The organism is Streptomyces sp. DT2A-34, from assembly GCF_030499515.1.
GTDB lineage: Bacteria > Actinomycetota > Actinomycetes > Streptomycetales > Streptomycetaceae > Streptomyces.
The window spans coordinates 6,922,829-6,944,078 of sequence record NZ_JASTWJ010000001.1; the positions used below are offsets into that span (position 1 = coordinate 6,922,829).

Annotated in this window: 27 protein-coding genes and 1 pseudogene; 15 read left to right on the forward strand and 13 right to left on the reverse strand. The window is 70.5% G+C overall.

The genetic code is table 11. From position 1 onward, the window contains the following. The first annotated feature begins 98 nt into the window (after positions 1-98). The 3 genes from QQM39_RS31100 (at position 99) to QQM39_RS31110 (ending at position 3,101) form a co-directional block, all read left to right on the forward strand. Entirely contained in the window at positions 99-881 is a 783-nt protein-coding gene (locus tag QQM39_RS31100) for an alpha/beta fold hydrolase (RefSeq protein ID WP_302000856.1), read from the forward strand. 187 nt (positions 882-1,068) lie between these two features. Beyond that, complete coding sequence (locus QQM39_RS31105) at positions 1,069-2,199, forward strand: acyltransferase (RefSeq protein ID WP_302000857.1); 1,131 nt, start codon at positions 1,069-1,071, stop codon at positions 2,197-2,199. Next, positions 2,196-3,101 (forward strand): NADP-dependent oxidoreductase, encoded by a 906-nt coding sequence (locus tag QQM39_RS31110; protein ID WP_302000858.1) that lies wholly within the window; start codon positions 2,196-2,198, stop codon positions 3,099-3,101. Before QQM39_RS31105 ends, QQM39_RS31110 begins: the two co-directional genes overlap by 4 nt. Here QQM39_RS31110 and QQM39_RS31115 read toward each other — a convergent pair. The 4 genes and pseudogenes from QQM39_RS31115 to QQM39_RS31130 form a co-directional block, all read right to left on the reverse strand. After that, positions 3,094-3,291 (reverse strand): annotated as a pseudogene (locus QQM39_RS31115) (DUF397 domain-containing protein). The gene QQM39_RS31110 and the pseudogene QQM39_RS31115 overlap by 8 nt on opposite strands. Positions 3,292-3,317: 26 nt before the next feature. Continuing rightward, complete coding sequence (locus QQM39_RS31120; RefSeq protein ID WP_302000859.1) at positions 3,318-3,515, reverse strand: DUF397 domain-containing protein; 198 nt, start codon at positions 3,513-3,515, stop codon at positions 3,318-3,320. A 26-nt stretch (positions 3,516-3,541) separates the two neighbouring features. After that, on the reverse strand, positions 3,542-3,739 hold the full coding sequence (locus tag QQM39_RS31125; protein ID WP_302000860.1) for a DUF397 domain-containing protein: 198 nt from the start codon (positions 3,737-3,739) through the stop codon (positions 3,542-3,544). After that, the gene (locus QQM39_RS31130) at positions 3,721-4,554 is read right to left on the reverse strand and encodes a helix-turn-helix transcriptional regulator (protein ID WP_302000861.1); all 834 of its coding nucleotides are present in this window, start codon (positions 4,552-4,554) and stop codon (positions 3,721-3,723) included. Before QQM39_RS31130 ends, QQM39_RS31125 begins: the two co-directional genes overlap by 19 nt. 114 nt (positions 4,555-4,668) lie before the next feature. On the opposite strand from QQM39_RS31130, the gene QQM39_RS31135 reads away from it, so the two are divergent. From QQM39_RS31135 to QQM39_RS31175, 7 genes are all read left to right on the forward strand, one after another. Further along, entirely contained in the window at positions 4,669-4,875 is a 207-nt protein-coding gene (locus tag QQM39_RS31135) for a hypothetical protein (RefSeq protein ID WP_079052616.1), read from the forward strand. Beyond that, positions 4,872-5,087, forward strand: a complete 216-nt coding sequence (locus QQM39_RS31140) for a hypothetical protein (protein WP_302000863.1) — start codon at positions 4,872-4,874, stop codon at positions 5,085-5,087. The genes QQM39_RS31135 and QQM39_RS31140 overlap by 4 nt, the downstream gene beginning before the upstream one ends. A gap of 30 nt (positions 5,088-5,117) precedes the next feature. Next, the gene (locus QQM39_RS31145; protein WP_302000864.1) at positions 5,118-5,738 is read left to right on the forward strand and encodes a DUF1266 domain-containing protein; all 621 of its coding nucleotides are present in this window, start codon (positions 5,118-5,120) and stop codon (positions 5,736-5,738) included. A gap of 26 nt (positions 5,739-5,764) precedes the next feature. Further along, positions 5,765-5,896 carry a hypothetical protein gene (locus QQM39_RS46300; RefSeq protein ID WP_367669717.1) on the forward strand — a complete coding sequence of 44 codons (132 nt, stop codon included), beginning with the start codon at positions 5,765-5,767 and terminating at the stop codon, positions 5,894-5,896. 507 nt (positions 5,897-6,403) lie between these two features. Further along, entirely contained in the window at positions 6,404-7,150 is a 747-nt protein-coding gene (gene recO, locus QQM39_RS31165) for a DNA repair protein RecO (protein ID WP_302000865.1), read from the forward strand. A 22-nt stretch (positions 7,151-7,172) separates the two neighbouring features. After that, a complete protein-coding gene (locus tag QQM39_RS31170; RefSeq protein WP_302000866.1) occupies positions 7,173-8,009 on the forward strand; it encodes an isoprenyl transferase in 837 nt (278 codons plus the stop codon). Positions 8,010-8,033: 24 nt separating this feature from the next. Further along, positions 8,034-8,567: a YcxB family protein gene (locus QQM39_RS31175; protein ID WP_302000867.1), complete on the forward strand. Its 534-nt coding sequence runs from the start codon at positions 8,034-8,036 to the stop codon at positions 8,565-8,567. Positions 8,568-8,576: 9 nt separating this feature from the next. On the opposite strand, the gene QQM39_RS31180 is transcribed toward QQM39_RS31175, so the two are convergent. From QQM39_RS31180 to QQM39_RS31195, 4 genes are read right to left on the reverse strand one after another with little or no spacing between them, the layout of a single operon-like run. Then, the gene (locus QQM39_RS31180) at positions 8,577-8,993 is read right to left on the reverse strand and encodes a Fur family transcriptional regulator (protein ID WP_302000869.1); all 417 of its coding nucleotides are present in this window, start codon (positions 8,991-8,993) and stop codon (positions 8,577-8,579) included. Between the two features lie 59 nt (positions 8,994-9,052). Further along, positions 9,053-9,955 (reverse strand): metal ABC transporter permease, encoded by a 903-nt coding sequence (locus QQM39_RS31185; RefSeq protein ID WP_302000870.1) that lies wholly within the window; start codon positions 9,953-9,955, stop codon positions 9,053-9,055. Next, positions 9,955-10,722: a metal ABC transporter ATP-binding protein gene (locus QQM39_RS31190; protein WP_302000871.1), complete on the reverse strand. Its 768-nt coding sequence runs from the start codon at positions 10,720-10,722 to the stop codon at positions 9,955-9,957. Before QQM39_RS31190 ends, QQM39_RS31185 begins: the two co-directional genes overlap by 1 nt. A gap of 19 nt (positions 10,723-10,741) precedes the next feature. Next, the gene (locus tag QQM39_RS31195; RefSeq protein WP_302000873.1) at positions 10,742-11,719 is read right to left on the reverse strand and encodes a zinc ABC transporter substrate-binding protein; all 978 of its coding nucleotides are present in this window, start codon (positions 11,717-11,719) and stop codon (positions 10,742-10,744) included. Between the two features lie 162 nt (positions 11,720-11,881). Here QQM39_RS31195 and QQM39_RS31200 point away from each other — a divergent pair, with 162 nt between their 5' ends. Both QQM39_RS31200 and QQM39_RS31205 read left to right on the forward strand, forming a co-directional pair. Beyond that, positions 11,882-13,264 carry a glycine--tRNA ligase gene (locus QQM39_RS31200; RefSeq protein WP_302000874.1) on the forward strand — a complete coding sequence of 461 codons (1,383 nt, stop codon included), beginning with the start codon at positions 11,882-11,884 and terminating at the stop codon, positions 13,262-13,264. Positions 13,265-13,460: 196 nt separating this feature from the next. Beyond that, complete coding sequence (locus QQM39_RS31205; RefSeq protein WP_302000875.1) at positions 13,461-14,072, forward strand: LysE family translocator; 612 nt, start codon at positions 13,461-13,463, stop codon at positions 14,070-14,072. Between the two features lie 27 nt (positions 14,073-14,099). Here QQM39_RS31205 and QQM39_RS31210 read toward each other — a convergent pair whose 3' ends face one another. Both QQM39_RS31210 and QQM39_RS31215 read right to left on the reverse strand, forming a co-directional pair. Further along, the gene (locus tag QQM39_RS31210; RefSeq protein ID WP_302000876.1) at positions 14,100-15,053 is read right to left on the reverse strand and encodes a serine hydrolase; all 954 of its coding nucleotides are present in this window, start codon (positions 15,051-15,053) and stop codon (positions 14,100-14,102) included. Then, a complete protein-coding gene (locus QQM39_RS31215; RefSeq protein ID WP_302000877.1) occupies positions 15,050-15,955 on the reverse strand; it encodes a LysR family transcriptional regulator in 906 nt (301 codons plus the stop codon). The genes QQM39_RS31210 and QQM39_RS31215 overlap by 4 nt, the downstream gene beginning before the upstream one ends. A gap of 119 nt (positions 15,956-16,074) precedes the next feature. Here QQM39_RS31215 and bla point away from each other — a divergent pair, with 119 nt between their 5' ends. The 3 genes from bla to QQM39_RS31230 all read left to right on the forward strand — a co-directional run bounded on the left by bla (position 16,075) and on the right by QQM39_RS31230 (position 18,754). After that, positions 16,075-17,016 (forward strand): class A beta-lactamase, encoded by a 942-nt coding sequence (bla, locus tag QQM39_RS31220; protein WP_302000878.1) that lies wholly within the window; start codon positions 16,075-16,077, stop codon positions 17,014-17,016. A 96-nt stretch (positions 17,017-17,112) separates the two neighbouring features. Continuing rightward, complete coding sequence (locus tag QQM39_RS31225) at positions 17,113-18,132, forward strand: aldo/keto reductase (protein WP_302000879.1); 1,020 nt, start codon at positions 17,113-17,115, stop codon at positions 18,130-18,132. Between the two features lie 25 nt (positions 18,133-18,157). Continuing rightward, positions 18,158-18,754, forward strand: a complete 597-nt coding sequence (locus QQM39_RS31230) for a TetR family transcriptional regulator (protein WP_302000881.1) — start codon at positions 18,158-18,160, stop codon at positions 18,752-18,754. Between the two features lie 4 nt (positions 18,755-18,758). Here the strand turns inward: QQM39_RS31230 and QQM39_RS31235 are convergent, their stop codons facing one another. From QQM39_RS31235 to QQM39_RS31245, 3 genes are all read right to left on the reverse strand, one after another. Then, complete coding sequence (locus QQM39_RS31235) at positions 18,759-19,433, reverse strand: N-acetyltransferase (RefSeq protein ID WP_302000882.1); 675 nt, start codon at positions 19,431-19,433, stop codon at positions 18,759-18,761. After that, positions 19,430-19,648: a hypothetical protein gene (locus QQM39_RS31240; protein WP_302000883.1), complete on the reverse strand. Its 219-nt coding sequence runs from the start codon at positions 19,646-19,648 to the stop codon at positions 19,430-19,432. Before QQM39_RS31240 ends, QQM39_RS31235 begins: the two co-directional genes overlap by 4 nt. A 143-nt stretch (positions 19,649-19,791) precedes the next feature. After that, positions 19,792-21,246 (reverse strand): MFS transporter, encoded by a 1,455-nt coding sequence (locus tag QQM39_RS31245; RefSeq protein WP_302000884.1) that lies wholly within the window; start codon positions 21,244-21,246, stop codon positions 19,792-19,794. Between the last annotated feature and the right edge of the window lie 4 nt (positions 21,247-21,250).

Consider the following 21,250-nt stretch of genomic DNA (forward strand, 5'->3'; position numbering starts at 1 on the left):
CTTCCCGCGGACCCCCGCGGACCCCGTGGACCCCCAAGGGCCCCATGTTCCTTACCACCCGAGAGTTCCCCCCACCACCCGCAAGTTAGGAGATTCCCGTGCCCACGATCGACGTCAATGGCACCCCCGTCCACTACACCTCCCAGGGCAGCGGACCCGGACTGCTATTCGTGCACGGCACGGCCGCGGACGGCGAGACCAACTGGGGCCACCTCCGCGAGCACTTCACCGAGGGCCGCACTGTCATCACCCCCGACTACTCGGGCAGCGGCAAGACGCCCCTGCACGCCGACGAGCTGAGCCTGGACGAGCTGGTCGACCAGGTCATCGGCGCGGCCCGGGCGGTGACCGACGAGCCGTTCGACGTCGTCGGGTTCTCGCTCGGCGCGGTCGTCGCGGCCGCCGCGGCGGCCAAGTACCCCGAGCTGGTCCGCCGGCTGATCGTCATCAACGGCTGGGCCCGCAACGACGATCCGCGCCAGCAGCTCGCCGTCGACCTGTGGCGGCGGCTGCCGGACATCGACGCGGAGGCTTTCGCCGCCTACAGCGCACTGCTGATCTTCTCGCCGCCGTTCCTCGCCGGTTTCGGCAGCGACGGCGTCAAGGCCACCGTCGCCGGGATCACCGCGGAGGCCGGCACCCTGCGCCAGATCGAGCTCGACCACCGCGTCGACATCACCGAACTGCTGCCCTCCATCGGCGCCCGCACGCTCGTCGTCGGCTCCAGCCGGGACCTGCTGATCCCTGTGGAGCACTCGCGCGAGATCCACCAGGCCGTAAAGGACAGCGAGTACGCCGAGCTGGAGAGCGGCCACATGGTCGTCTTCGAGAAGACCGCCGAACTGGTCCAGCTGATCACCGAGTTCCTCGACCGGGACTGAACCCGACCGGCAGTCGCCCGTGTGGCCGGAGCGAGCGCATCCGGCCCCTCCGGCCCCTCCGGCCCCTCCGGCCGCACCGGCCTGCCCACTTCCCGTCTTCCTCCGGAGAGACACCTTGTCCATATCCGCTGAATCCGCTGAATCCGCCGCGATATCCACGGAGCGTGCCCCCCGGCCGCAACAGGCTGTGCACGGCAGGCTCCCTTCCCTGACCGGGCTGCGTTTCATCGCCGCCCTGCTGGTCTTCTGCTACCACTCCTCACTCGCCCTGCCCGCCCTCAACCCCTTCGCCTCCGAAGGCGTCTCCGACGGTTACCGGTGGCTGTCCAGCAACGCCGGCTGGGCCGGGGTGAGCTTCTTCTTCATCCTCAGCGGCTTCGTGCTGACCTGGTCGGCCCGGGAGGGCGACCGGCCCCGGCACTTCTGGCGCCGCCGGTTCTTCAAGATCTACCCGAACCACCTCGTCACCTGGGTCCTGGCCCTGGCCCTGCTCTCCGGGTCCGCCACCCAGTGGTGGCAGGCGGTACCGAACCTCGCCCTGGTGCACGCCTGGATCCCGGAGTTCACGGTCTTCCTCGGCGTGAACCCACCCAGCTGGTCCCTCGCCTGCGAGCTCTTCTTCTACCTGTGCTTCCCGCTGTTCCTGCGCTGGATCAAGCGGATCCCGGCGGCGCACCTGTGGCGCTGGGCCGCCGGCGTCGCCGCCGCGGTGATCGCCGTACCGGCACTGGCATATCTGCTACTGCCCGCGAACCCGCCGATGCCCGAGGGGTCCCCGGCGTCCGTCTGGCAGTACTGGAGCGTGTACATGCTGCCGCCGGTGCGCGCCCTGGACTTCGTGCTCGGCATGCTGATGGCGCGCATCGTCCTCACCGGCCGCCGGTTCACGGTCAAGCCGCTGCCCGCCGCGCTCGCCTGTGTGGCGGCGTACGCCCTGTCGCTCTACGTCCCGTGGCTCTACGCCCTCGACGCGGTCTTCGTCGTCCCGATGGCCCTGCTGATCCCGGCGGTCGCCCTCATGGACACCTCGGGGCGGCCCTCGGTGCTGCGCAGCCGGGCGATGGTCTGGCTCGGCGAAGTGTCCTTCGCCTTCTACATGGTTCATCTCATCCTGCTGAACGTCGTCCGCGACATCCTCGGCCCCGAGCGGTACTTCGGGACCGCCGCCGGCATCGGCGTGCTGCTCGCGCAGATGCTGCTGACGCTCGGCGTTGCATGGCTGCTGTACGCGACGGTGGAGAAGCCGGCCATGCGCCGACTGGGAAGGCCCGGCAGGGAGTTCACCCGCAACGAGTCCGCCCGCAAGGAGTTCGCATGAAAGCCGTGATCATCGACCGCTACGGACCGCCCGAGGTCCTGACCGTGGCCGACCTGGACGAGCCTCGGCCGGGTCCCGGCGAGATCCTCGTCCGGGTGGCGGCGGCCGCCGTGAACCCGGTCGACCTGGCCGTCCGCCGCGGCGACATCCCCTCCCCGGTGCTGCCGGCCGTCGTCGGCTGGGACGTCTCCGGAACGGTCGTCGAGACGGGCCCCGGCACCACCCGCTTCCGGGCCGGTGACCGGGTGATCGCCGCACGCTCCCAACTGGCCACCGGGGCCGGGGTGAGCGCCGAGTACGTCGTCCTGGACGAGACCCTCGCGGCCGGCGCCCCCGGGAACGTGCCGCTGGAGGACGCCGCGGCGATGCCGCTGGCCGCTCTCACCGCCGAGCAGGCACTCGACCGGCTGGGCACCGACTTCCAGGGACGTCTCCTGGTGAGCGGCGCCGCGGGCGCGGTCGGCGGTCACCTCGTCCAGCTGGCCGCCCTGCGTGGCTGGCGTCCGGCCGGTCTCGCCCGCACGTCCGACGCGCACACCGTGAAGGAACTCGGCGCCGCCGAGGTCTTCTCGGACACCGACCCGCCCCCGGCCCGGTCGTTCGACGCCGTCATCGACGCGGCGGGCCGCCCGTCGACGATCGCGGCGCTACGCGACGGCGGACGATTCATCTCCCTCACGCCGTTCGCGGTACCGGAGGCGGAGCGGTCCGTCGACGTGGAGATCTACGGCGTCCAGACGGACGGCACCATGCTCGACGCCCTGGCCCGCCACGTCGAGGCGGGCAAGCTGACGCTGCGTGTCGCCCACGTCCTCCCGTTCGAGAACGCACCACGCGCCCACGCCCTCCTGGAGGCAGGCGGCACCCGGGGCAAGATCCTGCTGACGCCCCCGGCTACCTGAGAGCGTCGAGGAACCCGGCCCAGGCGGGGGCGGGGATGAGGAGTACGGGGCTGTCGGCGGCGAGTTTGGTGTCTCGGACGGGGACGGTACCGGGGATGCCGTCGGCTACCTCGACGCAGTCCTCCCCGCCAGCGCCGCCGCTGTAGGTGCTCTTGCGTCAGCGGGCGTTGCTCAGGTCGTACTCGCGCATCGTCTGAAGTCCACTGCTGCCGATGGTCATTTCAGGGACGTGAGGAAGCCGTTCCAGGCGTGGGTGGCGATGAGGAGTACGGGGCTGTCGGCGGCGAGTTTGGTGTCTCGGACGGGGACTGCGCCGGGGATGCCGTCGGCTACCTCGACGCAGGCTTCTCCGCCGTCGCCGCCGCTGTAGCTGCTCTTGCGCCAGCTCGCGTTGGTCAGCTCGTACTCGCGCATCGTCTGTGCTCCTTCGCTGCCGACGGTCACTTCAGGGACGTGACGAAGCCGGTCCAGGCGTGGGCGGGGATGAGGAGTACGGGGCTGTCGGCGGCGAGTTTGGTGTCTCGGACGGGGACGGTGCCGGGGACTCCGTCGGCCACCTCGACGCAGGCCTCCCCGCCGCTGCCGCCGCTGTAGGTGCTCGTGCGCCAGTGGGCGTTGCTCAGGTCGTACTCGCGCATCGTCTGTAGTCCTCTGCTGCCGACTCGATCATGGCCAAGGACGCCTCCGGGGACAGTGCGGCGGCCCTGAGGAGATCGTAAGACGCCCGAGCCCGCTTCACCACCGCCGGGTCGTCCAGCAGACTTCCCGAAAGCACGCCCTCTGTATAGACAGTTGGCGGGGCGTCCTCGAACTCCATGAGCCACATCATCTTGCCCATCTCCGGGTGCGCCCCAGCCGCGAACGGCAGCACCTGGACCATCACCTTGCGCTCCCGCATCAGCGCCGTGATGTGGTCCAGCTGATGTGCCATGACCGCCGGGTCGCCGACCGGGATGCGCAGGGCTGCCTCGTGCAGGACCGCCCAATACACGGGCCGTGTAGCGTCCTTGAGGAGCTTCGTCCGGTCCATGCGGCCCCTGAGCAACTCCTCGATGTACTCGTCGGCGGCGAACGGATTGCTCGCCAGGAACACCGCCCGCGCGTACTCCGGCGTCTGGAGAAGACCCGGGATCACCATCGGCGCGTAGTCGCAGATCTCCGTCGCCAGCCGCTCAAGCTCTGCCGCATGCGCGAAGTACTCCGTGTACGGCTGCTCTCTGATCAACCGCTTCCAGAGTCGCTCGAAAAAACCGTCGGTTTGTAGTACCTCGTCAATCCGCCGAGCGACGTCCAATTGCGGCTTTCGAATTGCCTGTTCGAACTGGCCGATATATCCACCGGACACGAAGACTCGGGACCCCAGTTCCACCTGGGTCATCCCGACGTTCTCCCGGTGCCGCTTCAGCTCGCTGCCGAAGAACCCCCAAGCCGCCATCCGCGAACCATTGGCCATGGCCAACCCCCTTGCACTTCCCCGCACTTGTAGGGCACAGACTCCTGCCGAGTGTAGGCGCCGCAGGTCAGGATGGAGATGAAATGAGTGAAACCCAAATGGGAGGGGAGACCGGTGACGGCACGACACTCGGCGCGCTGCGTCGAAGAAGCGGAGGAAGCAGTGAAGGAATTGCGGGCGGCGCTGGAGAAGGCAGGAATTACGCTTCCGACACTCCGGATCGATCCGGCGAGTCTTGCGCGTGAAGCCCCGTGCCCGCTCGTCGAATTGGGCCGCTGTTCCGTCGAGACCGCGCAGCGCCTCGCGGCGGTGCTGCGATGAAGCCGCCGATCGGGTCGTATGTCGTCGACACTCGTTCGGGGAGAATCGGCGTCGTCATGGGTCACGAGGGGCCGTACGTCCAACTCAGACCGTACGGAGGCGGCAAGGAATGGGACGCCGAGCCGGCGTCCGTACGCACGGCCAGCCCCGCCGAGCGGCTGCGCGCGGCGACGGCGTACGCGAACGCACGCAGTCGGGGTGAGGTTCCTTGACGTGACGGCGGGCACGTAGGGTGCGGCGGCATGGCCTTGTGGAGATGGAGGAGACGAGGCGCGAAGGCGTCCCGCCGCTACCCCGTGCCGCTCACCTCGCACCAGCTGTGGATGGTGTCGCTGAGCGCGCCGGTGAGCCGGGACCGTGACGCCTCGCGCACCACGCTGTACCCGTTCACGCGGATCGACGACGACAGCGCCCGGCGCTGGCTGGCCGACCAGTGGGAGATCACCTCGCGTGAGCAGCTGGTCGGCCGGCTCGACGACCTGTCCCGCAGCGGCTACCGGGCCCGGGCGTACCGGCTCACCGGCGTCTCGCCGCTCGCCTGGGACGCCGCCCTGTACGTCGACATCGCCCGCCGTGGCTTCGCCTGCGGGCTGATCGGTGAGTCCGAGGCCTGGACCGCGCTGAAGAACATCGTGCCGGCGGTGGCGGGGACGTACGGCTCCTGGCGGGAGTACGCCGCTCACTATCTGCTCGGGCGGAAGGTGTGGCGGGACGGGCTGCGCGGCACGGAGGACGCCGGTTTCGCGGCACCGCAGGAGGCCGCCGACGCGCACCTTCGCTCCCTGCTGGACCCGGAGAATCGTTCCAGCCCTTGGAACCTCGCCCCCTGGGACGCCATCAGCCACCCCGACCGCACCCGCTGACTTCAGCCGTACGAGACAATGACCCCATGAGTCTGTTCCGCGACGACGGCATCGTGCTGCGCACCCAGAAACTGGGTGAGGCGGACCGGATCATGCTGTGCTGCTCCGGGGGACAACCCCCGGGCCCCCGGCCGAAGGCCCGTGGGGGTGCGCGATGAGTCTCTTCCGGGATGACGGTGTCGTCCTGCGGACGCAGAAGCTCGGTGAGGCGGACCGGATCATGCTGTGCTGCTCCGGGGGACAACCCCCGGGCCCCCGGCCGAAGGCCCGTGGGGGTGCGCGATGAGTCTCTTCCGGGATGACGGTGTCGTCCTGCGGACGCAGAAGCTCGGTGAGGCGGACCGGATCATGCTGTGCTGCTCCGGGGGACAACCCCCGGGCCCCCGGCCGAAAGCCCGCGGGGGTGCGCGATGAGTCTCTTCCGGGGTGACGGTGTCGTCCTGCGGACGCAGAAGCTCGGTGAGGCGGACCGGATCATGCTGTGCTGCTCCGGGGACAACCCCCGGGCCCCCGGCCGAAGGCCCGTGGGGGTGCGCGATGAGTCTCTTTCGGGATGACGGTGTCGTCCTGCGGACGCAGAAGCTCGGTGAGGCGGACCGGATCATGCTGTGCTGCTCCGGGGGACAACCCCCGGGCCCCCGGCCGAAGGCCCGTGGGGGTGCGCGATGAGTCTCTTTCGGGATGACGGTGTCGTCCTGCGGACGCAGAAGCTCGGTGAGGCGGACCGGATCATCACGCTGCTCACTCGTGGGCACGGGCGGGTGCGGGCCGTGGCCCGGGGTGTGCGGCGGACCAAGTCGAAGTTCGGGGCGCGGCTCGAACCCTTCTCCCACGTCGACGTGCAGTTCTTCGCGCGGGGGAGCGAGCTGATCGGGCGCGGGCTGCCGCTGTGCACGCAGAGCGAGACCATCGCGCCGTACGGCGGCGGGATCGTCACCGACTACGCGCGGTACACCGCCGGGACGGCCATGCTGGAGACCGCCGAGCGGTTCACCGACCATGAGGGCGAACCGGCCGTGCAGCAGTACCTGCTGCTGGTGGGCGCGCTGCGGACGCTGTCCCGCGGCGAGCACGCGCCGCACCTCGTTCTCGACGCCTTCCTGCTGCGGTCGCTCGCCGTCAACGGCTACGCCCCGTCCTTCAGCGACTGTGCCAAGTGCGGGATGCCGGGACCGAACCGCTTCTTCTCGGTGGCCTCCGGAGGCTCGGTCTGTGTCGACTGCCGGGTGGCCGGTAGCGTCGTACCGTCGCCGCAGACCCTGGAGCTGCTCGCCGCGCTGCTTACGGGAGACTGGGAGACCGCGGACGCCTGCGAGCCGCGGTACGTGCGGGAGGGCAGCGGGCTGGTGTCCGCCTATCTGCACTGGCACCTGGAGCGCGGGCTGCGCTCACTTCGCTACGTCGAGAAGTAGAGACAAGGGAGACGAGAAGCACATGGCCGTGAGTGGGTTCCTGGGGCGCCGGCGCCGCGAGTACAAGACGCCGGAGCCGCATCCGTCCGGTGCCCGCCCGCCGAAGCTCCCCGGCGAGCTCGTCCCCAACCACGTGGCGATCGTCATGGACGGGAACGGCCGCTGGGCGAAGGAGCGCGGGCTGCCGCGCACCGAGGGGCACAAGGTCGGCGCCGAGCGGGTGCTGGACGTTCTGCAGGGCGCGGTCGAGATGGGCGTGGGGGCGATCTCCCTGTACGCCTTCTCCACGGAGAACTGGAAGCGGTCGCCGGACGAGGTGCGCTTCCTGATGAACTTCAACCGGGACTTCATCCGCAAGACCCGCGACCAGCTCGATGAGCTGGGCATCCGGGTGCGGTGGGTCGGCCGGATGCCCAAGCTGTGGAAGTCGGTCGCCAAGGAGCTCCAGATCGCCCAGGAGCAGACCAAGGGCAACGACAGGCTGACGCTGTACTTCTGCATGAACTACGGCGGGCGGGCCGAGATCGCGGATGCCGCGCAGGCCCTCGCGGAGGATGTGAAGGCCGGGCGGCTGGATCCGTCGAAGGTGAATGAGAAGACCTTCGCGAAGTACATGTACTACCCGGACATGCCGGACGTGGATCTCTTCCTGCGACCGAGCGGTGAGCAGCGCACCTCCAACTACCTTCTCTGGCAGAGCGCTTACGCCGAGATGGTCTTCCAGGACGTGCTGTGGCCGGACTTCGACCGGCGTGACCTGTGGCGGGCGTGCCTGGAGTTCGCGTCGCGCGACCGGCGGTTCGGCGGGGCGATCCCCAACGAGGAGCTGTTGGCCATGGAGGGCCGGCAGGAAGGTTGATTCTGTCCGCTACGATCCCGCCTCATGGTCATGGACATGGGGCGGGATGCCGTGCAGGGCGAGGTCGAGCTGGTGTACCGGCCGACGATGGCGGACTTGACGTCGGCGTTGCGAGCGCGCATGCGTGCCAGTCGGTCGGGACGGATGCAGCGGTGGCTGCCCGGCGTCCTGGCGGTCCTCGCGGCGCTGCAGGGCGTGGTCATGATCGCCGGAGGCAGCGGGTCGGTGACCTTCGTCGTCTGGGCGCTCGTCGCGGCGGTCCTGCTCGTGCTCATGCCCCGGTTCCAGGCCCGCCAGCTGTACCGCCTGGCCGAGCGGCAGGGAACCTGTCGCTCGGTGGTGTCGGACTCCGGGGTGAGCGTGGCCACCGATCACACCACCACGACGGTCGACTGGGCCGTGCAGCCGCGCTTTGCGGAAACCCCGGATCTGTTCGTCCTGCTCAGCGGTGACAGGAACGCCGTCGCCGTCACGGTCCTGCCCAAGCGCGGCATCCAGGACCCCGCCGACGCGGACAGGCTGCGGGAGATCCTCGACCGCAACCTGACCCGCGTCTGACCCTTGGTCTCAGCTCTTCGCCGCCGCGCACTCCGCGCAGGTGCCGAAGATCTCCACCGTGTGCGCGACGTTGACGTAGCCGTGCTCCGCCGCGATGGCGTCCGCCCACTTCTCCACCGCCGGGCCCTCGACCTCGACGGCCTTGCCGCAGACGCGGCAGACCAGGTGGTGGTGGTGTTCGCCGGTGGAGCAGCGGCGGTACACCGACTCGCCGTCGGAGGTGCGCAGGACGTCGACCTCGCCCGCGTCGGCGAGGGACTGCAGGGTGCGGTAGACCGTGGTGAGCCCGACCGAGTCGCCCTTGTGCTTGAGCATGTCGTGGAGATCCTGCGCACTGCGGAACTCGTCGACCTCGTCAAGGGCCGCCGCCACGGCTGCACGCTGCCGGGTGGCCCGGCCCTTCACGGGCGGTCCTGCGGTCGTCACCGGTTCCTCCTCACGTCTGCGCCTTGCCGGGCCATTGTGCCAGCCCGCACTGTCAGCGGTCAGACGCCGACCTTGCCGTCGGTCCCCCTGCTGGCCGGAATCGCGCACTCCGCGGGGTCGCCGGAGGGTTGCGCCGCGGCCAGGGCGCGGGCCCTGCGGCGGGCCAGCGGGGTCGCCAGGGCCGTCAGCGCGATGAACGCGCCGATGGTCAGCAGCACGATCGTCGCGCCGGGCGGCACGTCCTGGTAGTACGAGGTCACGGTGCCGCCGATCGTCACCGTGACGCCGATGGCGACGGCGATCGCGAACGTCGCCGCGAAGCTGCGGCTCAACTGCTGGGCCGCCGCCACCGGCACCACCATCAGCGCGCTGACCAGCAGCAGGCCGACGACGCGCATCGCGACCGTCACCGTCACGGCCGCCGTGATCGCCGTCAGCAGGTTCAGGGCGCGCACCGGAAGGCCGGTGACCCTCGCGAACTCCTCGTCCTGACTCACCGCGAACAGCTGGCGGCGCAGGCCGAGTGTGACCAGCACCACGAACGCCGCGAGCAGACAGATCGCCGTCACGTCCGACTCGCTCACCGTCGAGAGGGAGCCGAACAGGTACGACGTGAGGTTCGCGTTCGAGCCCGTCGGCGCGAGGTTGATGAACATCACGCCGCCGGCCATACCGCCGTAGAAGAGCATCGCGAGGGCGATGTCGCCGCGCGTCTTGCCGTACCAGCGGATCAGCTCCATCAGCACGGCGCCGATGATCGAGACGAGCGTCGCCATCCACACCGGGGACCAGGAGAGGAGGAAGCCGAGGCCTACGCCGGTCATCGCGACATGGCCGATTCCGTCGCCCATCAGGGCCTGGCGGCGCTGGACCAGGTAGATGCCGATCGCGGGGGCCGTGATGCCGACCAGGACGGCGGCGAGCAGGGCCCGCTGCATGAAGTCGTAGTTCAGGATCTCCATCAGCTCAGCAGTCCCGTCCGGATCGGTTCGGCGTCGTGAGCCGCGTGCGGGTGGACGTGGTCGTGGCCGGGCAGCGCGTGCTGGCCGACCGCCTTCGGGGGCGGGCCGTCGTGCAGGACACAGCCGTCGCGCAGGACGACCGCCCGGTCGATCAGCGGCTCCAGGGGGCCGAGTTCGTGCAGGACGAGGAGGACCGTCGTACCGGCGGCGACCTGCTCCCTGAGCGTGCGGGCCAGGACCTCCTGGCTGGCCAGGTCGACGCCCGCCATCGGCTCGTCCATGATCAGCAGTTCGGGTTCGGAGGCCAGGGCGCGGGCGATCAGTACGCGCTGGTGCTGGCCGCCGGAGAGGGCGTTCACGGAGTCCTTGGCGCGGTCGGCCATCCCGACCAGCTCCAGGGCGCGCCGTACGGCCGCGTGGTCGGCCTTGCGCAGGACGCCGAAGCGGGTGCGGGACAGGCGGCCCGAGGAGACGACCTCGGTGATCGTGGCCGGGACCCCGCCCGCGGCGGTCGTGCGCTGCGGGACGTACCCCACGCGCGCCCAGTCGCGGAACCGTGCCCGCGCGGTGCCGAACAGCTCGATCTCGCCGGCGGCGACGGGTACCTGGCCGATGATGCCGCGCACGGCGGTCGACTTGCCGGAGCCGTTGGCGCCGAGCAGCGCGACGACCTCACCGCGGGGCACGGTGAGGTCGATTCCGCGCAGGACGGGGCGCGAGCCCAGCTCGGCGTGTACGCCGCGCAGCGATATGACGGGCTCGGTCATGCCGTCCTCCGTAGGTTGATCACTTGGCTCCCAGAGCCGTCTTCAGGGCCGCGAGGTTGGCGTCCATGACCGCGAAATAGTCGTCGCCCTTGGACTTGTCGGTGATGCCCTCGAGCGGGTCGAGGACGTCCGTCTTCAGGCCCGCGTCGTCGGCGAGGGTCTTCGCGGTCTTGTCGGACACCAGTGTCTCGTAGAAGACGGTGGTGACGCCGTCGGCCTTGGCCTCCTGCTGGAGCTCCTTGATCCGGGCCGGGCTGGGCTCGCTCTCCGGGTCGAGTCCGGAGATGGCCTCCTGGGTCAGGCCGTAGCGCTCGGCGAGGTAGCCGAAGGCGGCGTGGTTGGTGAAGAAGACCTTGGACTTGGTGTTCTTCAGGCCGTCCGCGAACCGGGTGTTGAGATCGCCGAGCTTCTTGACCAGCGCGGCGGTGTTCTTCTTGTAGTCGGCCGCGTGGTCCGGGTCCGCCTTCTCGAAGGCCGCGCCGACCCCCTTGGCGACCTCGGCGTACTTCACCGGGTCGAGCCAGATGTGCGGGTCGCGGGCGTGCTCCTCCTCTTCGGAGGGCGACTCCTCGGCGTGCGCTTCCTCGCCCTCGTGCTCGTGGCTGTCCTCAAGGCTGCCGTGGTCCTCCAGCGTGGTGAGCGAGGCGGCGTCGATCTTGGTCTTGACGCCGGACTGCGTGACGGCCTCGTCGACGGCGGGCTGCAGGCTCTTGAGGTAGAGGGCGGCGTCGGACTCCTCGATCTGGGCGCGCTGTTGGGCGCTGACCTCCAGGTCGTGCGGCTCCTGGCCGGGCTTGGTCAGGCTGGTGACCTTCACATGGTCGCCGCCGATCTGCTCGGCGAGGAAGGCCATCGGGTAGAACGACGCGACCACGTCGAACTTGTCCGTGTTGCCCGTGGCCGCGCTGTCCGAGGAGCAGGCGGAGAGCGTGCCGAGACCGAGGACGGTCGCGGCCGCGAGGGCAACCCCGGATATGTGGTGTCGTCGTACGTTCATGACAGTCATTTTCAGCCGTAGTGGAAACCATTGTCAACAAGCGTGAGCGGCTGTCCACAGAGCGCTACCGATTTGGTTGAGGGGGAGCCCCCGCCGGTACCCTGAAGCATTCGCTGTGAAGCGCCTCGCTTCGTCGCCCGTCGTCGTAATGAAGAGAGCACCGTGGCCGCCGACAAGATCGACACCATCGTCAGCCTGAGCAAGCGCCGTGGCTTCGTATTCCCGTGCAGTGAGATCTACGGCGGCCAGCGCGCCGCCTGGGACTACGGACCGCTGGGTGTCGAACTCAAGGAGAACCTGAAGCGCCAGTGGTGGCGCTACATGGTGACGTCGCGCGAGGACGTGGTCGGCATCGACTCGTCCGTGATCCTGGCCCCCGAGGTCTGGGTCGCCTCCGGTCACGTCGCCACCTTCACGGACCCGTTGACCGAGTGCACCTCCTGCCACAAGCGGTTCCGCGCCGACCACCTGGAGGAGGCCTACGAGGCCAAGAAGGGCCACCTCCCGGAGAACGGTCTCGCGGACCTCAACTGCCCGAACTGCGGCAACAAGGGCCAGTTCACCGAGCCCAAGCAGTTCTCGGGTCTGCTGTCGACGCACCTCGGCCCGACGCAGGACTCCGGCTCCATCGCTTATCTCCGCCCCGAGACCGCCCAGGGCATCTTCACCAACTTCGCCCAGGTGCAGGTCGCTTCGCGCAAGAAGCCCCCGTTCGGCATCGCGCAGATGGGCAAGTCCTTCCGCAACGAGATCACGCCCGGCAACTTCATCTTCCGCACCCGCGAGTTCGAGCAGATGGAGATGGAGTTCTTCGTCAAGCCGGGCGAGGACGAGAAGTGGCAGGAGTACTGGATGGAGCAGCGCTGGAACTGGTACACCGGCCTCGGCCTGCGCGAGGAGAACATGCGGTGGTACGAGCACCCCAAGGAGAAGCTCTCCCACTACTCCAAGCGCACCGCTGACATCGAGTACCGCTTCCAGTTCGGCGGCAACGAGTGGGGCGAGCTGGAGGGCGTCGCCAACCGCACCGACTACGACCTCGGCGCGCACTCCAAGGCCTCCGGCCAGGACCTCTCCTACTTCGACCAGGAGGCCGGCGAGCGCTGGACGCCGTACGTCATCGAGCCGGCGGCCGGTGTCGGGCGCGCGATGCTGGCGTTCCTGCTCGACGCGTACGTCGAGGACGAGGCGCCGAACGCCAAGGGCAAGATGGAGAAGCGGACGGTGCTGCGCCTCGACCACCGTCTGGCTCCGGTGAAGGTCGCGGTGCTGCCGCTGTCGAGGAATGCCGAGCTGTCCCCGAAGGCCAAGGGTCTCGCGCAGGCGCTGCGGCAGAACTGGAACATCGAGTTCGACGACGCGGGTGCGATCGGGCGCCGTTACCGTCGCCAGGACGAGATCGGTACGCCGTACTGCGTGACGGTCGACTTCGACACGCTGGACGACAATGCGGTGACGGTGCGTGAGCGGGACTCGATGAAGCAGGAGCGTGTGTCGCTGGACCAGATCGAGGGGTACCTGGCGGGGCGCCTGCTGGGCTGCTAGGTGGTTGTGCGGGTCAGCGTCTGCCTGGCTCGTGTGTTTGCCCGGCCGCGGGTTCGTCGTGGCTGGTCGCGCGGTTCCCCGCGCCCCTTGGGCGGGTGCGGGGAACCGGCGTTCACAGGGGCCCGGAATTGGTCCTCGTGGGCGGTCGGCGATTGGCCCTGTTTCCAGGGATGCCGGTGGCCGCAGGGTGGCGGCCATGAGTATCGCGTTCTTGTTGACCACCCTTGTTGTCGTCGCCACCCCCGGCACCGGCGTCGTCTACACCCTGGCCGCCGGCCTCTCCCGCGGTCGGCGTGCGAGTGTCGTCGCCGCCTTCGCGTGCACGCTCGGGATCGTGCCGCACATGCTGGCCACCGTCACCGGGGTCGCCGCTCTGCTGCACGCGAGCGCGACGGCCTTCCAGATCCTCAAGTACGCCGGTGTCGCCTACCTCTTGTACATGGCGTGGGCGACGCTCAAGGACAAGGAGGCCATCGCGGTGGACGAGGGTGCCGCGCCGCGCTCCTCGGGGCGCGTGATCCTGCGGGGCGTACTGATCAACCTCCTCAACCCGAAGCTGACGATCTTCTTCTTCGCGTTCCTGCCCCAGTTCGTGGACCCGGGCGAGGCGAACGCCCTGCCGCGCATGCTGGCGCTCAGCGCGGTGTTCATGCTGGTGACCTTCGCGGTCTTCGCGGCGTACGGCGTGCTCGCGGCCTCCGTGCGCAGCCAGGTCACCTCCCGGCCCAGGGTGATGACGTGGCTGCGGCGGAGCTTCGCCGGGTCGTTCGTGGCGCTGGGGGCGAAGCTGGCGGTCACGGCCCGCTAGCTTTCCTCGGTCACTGGACTTCCTCGTTCACTGAACCCACCTCGAACGCAGTTCGTCGCGCAGTCGCCGGGCGACCTGGCCCATGAGGGCGTCGGCGCCCGGCTGGCGGCCGGCGGCCACCCGGGACTCGGTCAGGACGGCTATCGCGTAGCTCTGGCCGTCGGCGTGCTCGACGACGCCGACCTCGTGGCGCAGGTTGAGCAGCATGCCGGTCTTGGACGACCAGGTGGAGGCGTCGGAGTCGAAGTCCGGGGCGAGGCGGTTGCGTACGAGGTTGTTGGCCATGAAGCCGCGTACCTGGGCCGCGACGTCGGGGTGGATCGCCATCGCCGGGGCCTCGGCGCCGGCCTCGGTTCGGGGGCGGGCCTGCCAGAGGGCTTGCAGCAGGTCGACGAAGGCCCGTGCCGTCCCGGTGTTGGCGCGTGAGATGTCGAGCTGGGGGACCCGGTGGCCGCGCCCCGGGGTGCCGGCGTCGATCGCGAAGGCGTGCGCGAGGTGGACGTCCGCCGGGTCGAAACGCTCCACCGGGGTCTCCATCAGCTCGCGCATGGTGTGCCGTACGGCGATGCCGCGCAGCCCCAACTCGTGCAGGACCGCGCCGACTCGGTCGGGCGGCGTGAGCTCGAAGAGGGCGTCGGCGGCGCTGTTGTCGCTGATGCAGGTGCTGAGGTAGAGCAGGTCCTCGACGGCGATGTGGGCCGCGTGCCGGAAGCGGCTCAGGCCGGTCGGGCCCGGCGTGGTGATCCGGCCAGGCGGCACCTCGATCACCTTGGCGCCGTCGAGTTCCCCGCGCCGGACGCGTTCCAGCGTCACCAGGGCGAGCGGGATCTTCACGAGGGACGCGACAGGTAACTCGATGTCGGGGTCGATGCCGATCTCGTCGCCGCTCTCCAGGTCCCGGACGAGGAACGAGCCGTACAGCCCGCCCTCGCGCAGGTCCCGGCGCAGGTCGCCGAGCAGTCTCTCGGTACTCGTGGTCATGCGGCTGCCTCCGAGGGCTCCGTCGCGTCGAGGCATCGGGCGATGCCGTGCGCGCATGCCTGGCGTACCCGGACCGCGTCGAGGTCCGCCTCGTCCGCCACGGCCAGCGAGAACCCGCGTGCGAAGGCGGGGCCCAGTTCGCCGACGGGGCGCCAGTGGAGGCGGAGTTCGCGGGCCTGCGCGGCCGAGCACAGCAGCGCGTCGCCGTGGCTGATCACGTCCGCCGCGGCGGTGGCCACGGCCGGCGCGACGGCCAGCTGGGCCGGGCGCAGGCCGACGGCGTCGCGCAGCCGGGCGAGCCGGTCCCGGATGTGCGGCACGTCGTCCTCCGGCTGGAGCCACACGCGCCGGGGCCGCCGGTCGCGGTCGGCGCGGCCGGGGCGCAGGGTGTCCAGGTAGATCGGTCCGCCGCCCGGGTCCCGCGCGACCGCCAGGCCCAGCGGAACCGTCCAGGTCGCCTCCGTAGGGGCCACCGCGAGCAGCGCCGCACGCACCTGCCGGGAGGTCACGAGGTCGGCCCGCTCGGCCGGTCCGGCGGGGAACGGGTCGAGGAGGACCCCCTGCTCGTGTGCCTCGGCGATGAGGCGGGCGAGGGCGGCGGTCGGGCACACGGCGGGGACGGCGAGCCGCAGCGGCCGGTTCCGCGCGGCCTGCGCCTCGTGCTCCAACCGGTCGGCGAGCCGCACCAGTTGCCTCGCCGTCGGCAGCATGTCCCGGCCGAAGGGCGTCAGCGTCACCGTCCGCGAGGACCGGTCCAACAGCCGTTCGCCGAGGCGTTGTTCCAGTGCGGCGATGCGGCGGCTCACCACCGACTGGGCCGTCCGGGCCGCCGCCGCACCCACCGTGAAACTGCCGTGCTCGCTCACACTGACGAACGCCCGGCATGCCGCGACAAGATCCACGAGCCCCACTATGCCAAAACAGCATGGAATCGAGCGTTCGAGTCTTGGACCTCGGCCACCCGATGGCCGGAGAGTGGCGCCAGCCCCCTTCCCCCTTCGACTGCTTGGAGGTCCATTCCATGACGCATCCGCTTCGCATCCGCCGGAGCGCCGCCTGGGCGGCAGCAGGCTTACTCGCGCTCGCCGCGCTTCCCGCGTGCGGTCAGGAGACCGCGTCCGGGGCCGGTTCACCCGCCGGTGCGGCACGATCCGCGTCACCGACGCCGGCCACGAAGCCCACAGCCGGTGAATTCCGGGCACTGGAGCGGGAGTTCGACGCACGGCTCGGTGTCTACGCCCTGGACACCGGCACGGGCCGGACGGTCGGGTACCGGGCGGACGACCGGTTCGCGTACGCCTCCACGTTCAAGGCGCTGGCGGCGGGTGCCGTCCTCCGCGAGTTCGGGACGGACGGCATCGACAAGGTGGTCACCGCCTCGCGCGAGGACGTGGTCGCGGACTCGCCCGTGTCCGAGAACTTCGTCGAGAAGGGCATGAGCCTGCGGGGGCTGTGCGCCGCGACCCTCTGGTACAGCGACAACACGGCCGTCAACCTGCTCCTCGACGAACTCGGCGGCCCCGACGGCCTGGAGAAGGTGCTGGAGGACCTCGGCGACGACGTCACCGAGATGGACCGGTACGAGCCGGACATGAGCGAAGGCAAGCCGGGTGACATCCGCGACACGAGCACACCGCGTGCGATGGCGGGAAGCCTGCGGGCCTTCCTGCTCGGCGACGCCCTGAAGCGGGACGAACGCGAGCTGCTCCGGCGGTGGATGACGACGAACATGACGGGGGGCACGCTCATCCGGGCGGGCGTCCCCGACGGCTGGGAGGTCGCCGACAAGAGCGGCACCGCCGGATACGGGGGACGCAACAACATCGCCGTGCTGTGGCCGGACGACGGTGGCAACCCCATCGTCATGGCGGTCATGTCCACCCGAGGCAAACAGGACGCCGAACGTCGCGACGCCCTGATCGCCAAGGCCGCCACTGTGGCGGTCGACGGCCTCGGACGCTAGGGCGGCCGGTTCGCCAGCGGGATCGTCCGCCGACGGATGACAGCTGACAGCTGACAGATGTTGAAATCTGTCAGCTGTCATGTCACGGTGGTGGGCATGACGATGCACACGCGCACTCTCGGCACCACCGGCCCCCGCGTCTCCGCCCTCGGCCTCGGCTGCATGGGCATGTCCGGCATGTACGGCGAGGCGGACCGCGCCGAGTCGATCGCCACCATCCACGCCGCTCTGGAAGCCGGTGTGACCCTGCTCGACACCGGCGACTTCTACGGCATGGGCCACAACGAACTGCTGATCAGCGAGGCCTTGCGCACCGCCCCGGCCGCCCTGCGCGAGAACGCGCTGCTCAGCGTCAAGTTCGGCGCCCTGCGCGGCCCGGACGGCGACTGGTACGGCTTCGACGGCCGCCCGGCCGCCGTGAAGAACTTCGCCGCATACTCCCTCCAGCGCCTCGGCGTCGACCACATCGACGTCTACCGCCCCGCCCGGCTCGACCCGGACGTGCCGATCGAGGAGACCGTCGGCGCGATCGCGGAACTGGTCGAGAAGGGGTACGTCCGCCACATCGGGCTCAGCGAGGTCGGCGCGGACACCATCCGCCGGGCCGCCGCCACCGCCCCGATCGCCGACCTCCAGATCGAGTACGCGCTCATCTCCCGTGGCCCCGAGCGCGAGATCCTGCCCACCCTGCGCGAGCTGGGCATCGCCGTCACCGCGTACGGCGTGCTCTCCCGCGGGCTGATCTCCGGCCATGTCACGCCCGGCGAGTACGCGGCGACCGACTTCCGTGCCCACTCGCCCCGCTTCCAGGGCGAGAACCTCCGGCACAACCTCACCCTGGTCGAGTCCCTGCGCAAGATCGCCGAGCAGAAGGGCGTCTCCGTCGCCCAGGTCGCCATCGCCTGGGTGATCGCACAGGGCCCGCGGCACGGTACGGACATCGTGCCGCTGGTCGGCGCCCGTACCCGTGGGCGGCTCGGCGAGGCCCTGGGCGCCCTGGACGTGACCCTGGACGCGGCCGACCTCGCCGCCGTCGAGGCCGCCGTACCGGCGGACGCGGCGGCCGGCGAGCGGTACGCCCCCGCCCAGATGGCCATGCTCGACAGCGAACGCTGATCGCGGTGCCCGGTACCGTCTAGGTATGCCTCCGACCAGCGAGACCCTGACCGCCGAGCGCATCCTCGCCGCCACCGAGGAAGTGCTGCGCCGCCACGGCCCGGCCAAGGCCACCGTGGTCGACGTGGCCCGCGCGCTCGGCGTCAGCCATGGCAGCGTCTACCGCCACTTCCGTACGAAGGCGGCGTTGCGGGAGGCGGTGACGAAGAGGTGGCTGGACCGGACGTTCGAGTCCCTCTCCGGGATCGTCGCCGCCGAGGACCTCGACCCGGAGTCCCGCCTGCGCGCCTGGTTCGAGGGCCTGTTCGCCGCCAAGCGCCGCAAGGCGGGCGACGATCCCGAGCTGTTCGCCACCTTCTCGGTGCTGGCCGCCGAGAGCGGCGGGGTGGTCGATGAGCACATCGCCGACCTGACCGGCCAGTTGACCCGGATCGTCCGGGCGGGCGTCGACGCGGGCACCTTCACGGCCGCCGACCCCGCGACCACCGCCCGCGCCCTCTTCCACGCCACGGGCCGCTTCCATGACCCGTGCTCTGCGCGTGAGTGGGAACAGCCGGGCGTGGAGGGCGAGTTGGCGGCGGTCCTGGACCTGCTGGTGCGGGGGTTGCGGGCCCGCGACTGAGCTTTCACAGGGTGCCGAGGTCCTTCGTCGTGCGCCCGAGGCAGGTGACCGGGCCCGGGTCCGGGACGGCGATCTCGTGGAAGCCCAGGCGGTCGTAGAAGGCCCTGGCCGGGGTGTTGGCCGTGACCATGGAGAGGTGGACGGCCGCGGCCCCCTGGTCCTGGAGGGCCTGCATCAGGGTGCGCATCAGGGTGCGGCCATGGCCCCGGCCCTGCCAGGCGGGGAGCAGGTCGATGTGCAGGTGGGCCGGGTAGGCGGCGACCTCCGGGACGAGCATGCGCTCCGGGTGGTGCAGGAGCCGGATCATCGCCTCGTCCGGGGTGCTCGGCGGCCCGGACGGCTCGGACGACCCGGACGGTTCGGGGTAGCGCTCGGCCGCCGACGGGAGCCACTTGGTGCGGTAGTCCTCGACGAAGCGTGGCGTGTCCGCGGCGCCGAGGATGTAGCCGACCGCCCGGCCCGTCCCGTCGTCCAGGACGAAGGCGAGGTCCGGTTCGAGGACGACGTACGGGAGGGCGAAGGTCGTCGGGAAGATGCCGCCCGCGGCGGAGCCGCTGTCGGATGCAGCCTCGTAGTGCGGCCGGCTGTCGCCGCCCTCGTGTGCCGTGCGGACGCAGATGTCCTCGATGGCGTCCCGGTCCTCGGGCCGGTACCGACGGACGCGCGTCACCGGCGTCACCGGTCCGACCGCGTCTCCGCCGGGTCCACCGTCGCCTGATGCGCCTCCGCCAGATGCTCCTCCGCCTTCAGCCACGGCAGGAACTGCGCGCCCTTGCGCCAACCGCAGGTGTCACATCTGATCGTGCGTTGCGTGCCCTTGCGCTGTACCCGTACGACATGCTCGCGTCCGTGGTGGTCCCAGCGGCTCACCTTGCTCGTGTTGATCTCCAGCATGACGCCTCCAGCGTCCGAGGACATCGAGTCCGCGCGCGGCCCTGAGCGGCCGTGCGCAGCAAGGAGTGTGCAGGAAGACCAACATCAACAGGGACTCCTCCCCGGTGAGTTGACCAATCTGTGGCCACACCCTCACAAGTCGGTCAGTCGATCGTGCGCGGCAGACGCAGGCTGAGCAGCCCCGTCAGCGCCACTCCGGCCAACTGGACCAGGAGAGTGGTGACCAGGGCGTCGCGCATGCCCGTCGCCGGGACCAGGGAGAGGAAGAGCGTGCCCAGCGTCGCCACGCCCAGGGCCAACGACGACTGCTGGGTCGTGATCATCACCCCGCTGCCCACGCCCGCCCGCGCCGCCGGCACCTCGGACAGGACGATCCGGAAGACGACGGGGAGTTGGAGCGCCTGGCCCGCGCCGGCGATCGCCGCCCCGGGGAGCAGTTCGACGAGGCCGAGGTCCGGCCAGGAGCGCCAGACGGCCAGCGCCATCAGGGCCACGCCCACCGCCTGGATCGCCGCACCGGCGGTGACGACCCGGGTGCCGTAGCGGGCCACCAGCGGTGGACCGGCCAGCGAGACGAAGAAGAACACCACCGCCATGGGGGCGAGCGCCAGCCCCGCCGCGACCGGGCCCCGGCCCGCGCCCTGCTGCAACGCCACCGCGATCACGAACATGAAGCCGCTGAAGCCGATCGAGAACGGCACGATCATCACCAGACCGCGGCGGAGGGACGTGAGCTCGAACAGACTCGGCGGCAAGAGCGGCGTACGGCCCTGACGATCCGCCCTGCGCTCCACCGCGTAGAACGCCCACGCCACGAACGGGAACGCCGCCAGCGACAGCCACGTCCACAGCGGCCAGCCCGCCGCCCGGCCCTCGGTGAGCGGGGCCAGGAGTGTGAGGAGGGAGACGGCGAGCAGGACCGTGCCGGGTCCGTCGACCGGCTCGGGGTGCTGCGAGCGGGTCTCCGGGACGGCGCGGGCGGCCAGGAAGAGGCCGACGAGGACGACGGGCACGTTCACCAGGAACACCGAGCGCCAGCCGGTGCCCGCGCCGAAAAGAAAAGACAAAGGCGTGGCGGCGACGAGTACGCCGCCGAGGATCTGCCCGGCCACCATGGAGAGCCCGGCCGTGGCGCCGTAGAGGCCCATGGCCTTCGCCCGGCGCTGACCGCTCGTGGCCGCCTGGATCGTGGCCAGCACCTGCGGCAGCATCGCCGCCGACGCCGCGCCCTGCGCGATCCGCGCCGCGACGAGGGTCCACGCGCTGGGCGCGAGCCCGCACGCCAGCGAGGTCAGCCCGAACGCCGCCATGCCGCCCAGGAAGAGCCGGCGCCGCCCGAACAGGTCACCGAGCCGCCCGCCGAGGACGAGCAGCACGGCGTACGCCAACCCGTAGCCGACGACGACGAGTTCGAGCACGGCTTCGCTCGCCGCGAGGTCGTGGCCGATGGCGGGCAGGGCGACGTTGACGATGAAGAAGTCGATGAGGGGGAGTGCCGCGGCCAGCAGCACCGTGAAGAGCCCGAGGCCGCCGAGCGAGGGTGGCGCGGCGGTGGCGTGGGCGGTCTTGTGTGAAGTGATGGTGTCAGTCACGGTCATGAGC

Bases quoted from the DNA above. Each gene is read 5' to 3' on its own strand.
- QQM39_RS31110 (WP_302000858.1), top strand. From the start codon at position 2,196: ATGAAAGCCGTGATCATCGACCGCTACGGACCGCCCGAGGTCCTGACC.
- QQM39_RS31120 (WP_302000859.1), bottom strand. From the start codon at position 3,515: ATGCGCGAGTACGAGCTGACCAACGCGAGCTGGCGCAAGAGCAGCTAC.
- QQM39_RS31125 (WP_302000860.1), bottom strand. From the start codon at position 3,739: ATGCGCGAGTACGACCTGAGCAACGCCCACTGGCGCACGAGCACCTAC.
- QQM39_RS31130 (WP_302000861.1), bottom strand. From the start codon at position 4,554: ATGGCCAATGGTTCGCGGATGGCGGCTTGGGGGTTCTTCGGCAGCGAG.
- QQM39_RS31140 (WP_302000863.1), top strand. From the start codon at position 4,872: ATGAAGCCGCCGATCGGGTCGTATGTCGTCGACACTCGTTCGGGGAGA.
- QQM39_RS31145 (WP_302000864.1), top strand. From the start codon at position 5,118: ATGGCCTTGTGGAGATGGAGGAGACGAGGCGCGAAGGCGTCCCGCCGC.
- QQM39_RS46300 (WP_367669717.1), top strand. From the start codon at position 5,765: ATGAGTCTGTTCCGCGACGACGGCATCGTGCTGCGCACCCAGAAACTG.
- recO (WP_302000865.1), top strand. From the start codon at position 6,404: ATGAGTCTCTTTCGGGATGACGGTGTCGTCCTGCGGACGCAGAAGCTC.
- QQM39_RS31170 (WP_302000866.1), top strand. From the start codon at position 7,173: ATGGCCGTGAGTGGGTTCCTGGGGCGCCGGCGCCGCGAGTACAAGACG.
- QQM39_RS31175 (WP_302000867.1), top strand. From the start codon at position 8,034: ATGGTCATGGACATGGGGCGGGATGCCGTGCAGGGCGAGGTCGAGCTG.
- QQM39_RS31185 (WP_302000870.1), bottom strand. From the start codon at position 9,955: ATGGAGATCCTGAACTACGACTTCATGCAGCGGGCCCTGCTCGCCGCC.
- QQM39_RS31190 (WP_302000871.1), bottom strand. From the start codon at position 10,722: ATGACCGAGCCCGTCATATCGCTGCGCGGCGTACACGCCGAGCTGGGC.
- QQM39_RS31195 (WP_302000873.1), bottom strand. From the start codon at position 11,719: ATGAACGTACGACGACACCACATATCCGGGGTTGCCCTCGCGGCCGCG.
- QQM39_RS31205 (WP_302000875.1), top strand. From the start codon at position 13,461: ATGAGTATCGCGTTCTTGTTGACCACCCTTGTTGTCGTCGCCACCCCC.
- QQM39_RS31210 (WP_302000876.1), bottom strand. From the start codon at position 15,053: ATGACCACGAGTACCGAGAGACTGCTCGGCGACCTGCGCCGGGACCTG.
- bla (WP_302000878.1), top strand. From the start codon at position 16,075: ATGACGCATCCGCTTCGCATCCGCCGGAGCGCCGCCTGGGCGGCAGCA.
- QQM39_RS31225 (WP_302000879.1), top strand. From the start codon at position 17,113: ATGACGATGCACACGCGCACTCTCGGCACCACCGGCCCCCGCGTCTCC.
- QQM39_RS31230 (WP_302000881.1), top strand. From the start codon at position 18,158: ATGCCTCCGACCAGCGAGACCCTGACCGCCGAGCGCATCCTCGCCGCC.
- QQM39_RS31240 (WP_302000883.1), bottom strand. From the start codon at position 19,648: ATGCTGGAGATCAACACGAGCAAGGTGAGCCGCTGGGACCACCACGGA.
- QQM39_RS31245 (WP_302000884.1), bottom strand. From the start codon at position 21,246: ATGACCGTGACTGACACCATCACTTCACACAAGACCGCCCACGCCACC.